At 74.8% G+C, this 2,187-nt stretch carries 1 protein-coding gene and 2 pseudogenes; 1 reads left to right on the forward strand and 2 read right to left on the reverse strand.

What is annotated here, in order from left to right; all coding sequences use genetic code 11:
* Positions 1 to 376, forward strand: a pseudogene (locus ACG2DA_RS22520) (hypothetical protein); the annotation flags it as partial.
* Between the two features lie 121 nt (positions 377 to 497).
* On the opposite strand, the gene mtnA reads toward ACG2DA_RS22520, so the two are convergent.
* The gene (mtnA, locus tag ACG2DA_RS22525; protein WP_395258910.1) at positions 498 to 1,637 is read right to left on the reverse strand and encodes an S-methyl-5-thioribose-1-phosphate isomerase; all 1,140 of its coding nucleotides are present in this window, start codon (positions 1,635 to 1,637) and stop codon (positions 498 to 500) included.
* Positions 1,638 to 1,683: 46 nt separating this feature from the next.
* Positions 1,684 to 2,187 (reverse strand): annotated as a pseudogene (locus ACG2DA_RS22530) (hypothetical protein); the annotation flags it as partial.

Below are 2,187 nucleotides of genomic sequence, written 5' to 3' on the forward strand. Positions count from 1 at the left end.
CGGCCGCGGCGGCCGGTCCCGGAACCGGGAGGAGACCCGCGACGACCGCGACGAGGACGACGCCGACGAGGAAGAACCCGCCGGCTTCGACGAGGACGCCTCCGACGAGGAGGACGACTTCGGCGACCTCGGTTTCGACAGCGACGAGGACGGGGACGATGAGGAGGAACGCCCCTCCCGCTCCCGCGGCCGGTCGCGTCGCGGCTCCCGTTCCGGCGGCTCCCGCTCCTCTCGCGACGAACGCCGCGACGGCGGCGAGGCCGTGGACTACGGCGACGTTCCCACCTGGGCCGACTGCATCGGCTCGCTGAGCTTCGGCGGCGGCAACCCCGACAACGGCGGCGGCCGGGGCCGCGGACGCGGACGCCGGCGGTAGCCCCACTGAGAAAACGCAATGGAAAACGGCGGCGGGTGAGTTCTCTCACCCGCCGCCGTTTTCCATTGCGTTAGCGGACTGTCTCAACGGCAATGGCGGTCCCGGCGGCAAACCGTGCGAGTCACGCCCCCGCCAGATGCGCCCCCACCGCCGCGGTCGTCGGGGACGGGATTACGCCGCGCTCGGTCACCAGCGCCGTAATCAGGTTCGCAGGGGTCACGTCGAAGGCCGGGTTGTAGGCCTCGGCACCGTCGGCGGCGGTGCGGAGGTCGCCGTAGTTCAGCACCTCGGCGGCGTCCCGCTGCTCGATTGGGATCTCGTCGCCGGAGGCTAGGTCCCGGTCGAAGGTGCTCGTTGGGGCGGCGATGTAAAAGGGCACGTTGAAGCGGTGGGCCAGCACGGCCAGCGGAAAGGTGCCGATTTTGTTGGCGGCGTCGCCGTTGGCCGCGACGCGGTCCGCCCCGGTGACGACGGCGTGCACCCGGCCGGTCGCCAGCAGGCTGGCGGCAGCGGAGTCGCACAGCACCGTCGTCGGCACGCCGCGGCGGGTCAGTTCCCACGCCGTCAGCCGGGCCCCCTGGAGCAGCGGGCGGGTCTCGTCCGCATAGGTTCGCACCCGCCGGCCGGCCTCGGTCGCGCGTCGGTGGGCCTCGAACAGCACCGCCAGTGCCGTGCCGTCCCCCGCCGTCGCCAACCCGCCGGCGTTGCAGTGCGTGAGCAGCCCCAGTTCCCCGTCAGGTCCGTCGCCGGGCGGCGGGAACTCCGGCAGCAGGTCGGCGCCGTGGCGGCCGATCGCGGCGCACATCGCCCGGTCCTCGGCTTCGATCTCCCGGGCCTCGGCGAGCAGGCGGGCGAGGGCGTCGGCCGGGGCGAGGTCCGGCTCGGCGGAGAGCGCCCGGCGGCAGCGGGCCAGCGCCCAGAACAGATTCACCGCGGTCGGCCGGCTGGCGGCGAGCTTCTCGGCGCTGGCGGCGAGGGCGGCGTCGAACTCCGCCCGACCGCCGCTGAGCGGACCGGGCGCCGGGGCGAGCGCCTGCTGCACGCCCAGCACGAGACCGTAGGCGGCCGACACGCCGATCGCCGGCGCGCCGCGGACGCTCAGCCGGCGGATGGCGCCGAACACGTCGTCGTCCGTCCGACAGGTCAGCGTGACGACCTCGCCCGGCAGCCGGGTCTGGTCCAGCAGTTCCAGTGTGCCGGTCAGGGCGTCGCCGACCCAGCGCAGGGTCGGGGGCGCGGTACGGGAAGAAGTCTCGGGCATCGGCAGATCGACGGTGGTTCGAGCGAGCGTCGGGGGACGGCGGGGGTCACGCGACGGCGGGGGTCGCGGCGGGTGCCGCGCCCGGGTCGGCCGGGCGCCCGCTGACCCGGGCGAGGGCGAGGGCCAGCAACGCCCCGAAGCCGAAGAACATCACCCCCTGCTCCCAACGGCCCAAGGGGACGGGCCGGTAAAAGCCGCGGGCGTCGAAGGTGTTGGACGTCAAACTGCCCAGCACCACGCCGACGATCGGCATCAGTAGGCCGTACACCAGTCCGGCCGCCCCGCCCGCCAGAATCGGCCCCCGGGCCGCCGCGACGACGGAGCGTTCCCGTGGCCGCCCGAGCGCCAGCCGCACGGCGATCCCGGCGGCGGCCCCGATCAGGGCCAGTTGGATCGCGTAGGCGAGCATCGCGGGGAACAGCTGACTGTCGCCCGCCGCCCCGCCCCACCCGGCGACGGTGCGGGAGAACAGGATTTCGTCCGTCCCGACCGCGGCGAGCGCCCCGGCGCCTCCGCCCAGGATCACCCCCGCGGCCGCCCCGCGGAGCAC

It is taken from the genome of Alienimonas sp. DA493 (assembly GCF_043951915.1).
Taxonomy (GTDB): domain Bacteria; phylum Planctomycetota; class Planctomycetia; order Planctomycetales; family Planctomycetaceae; genus Alienimonas.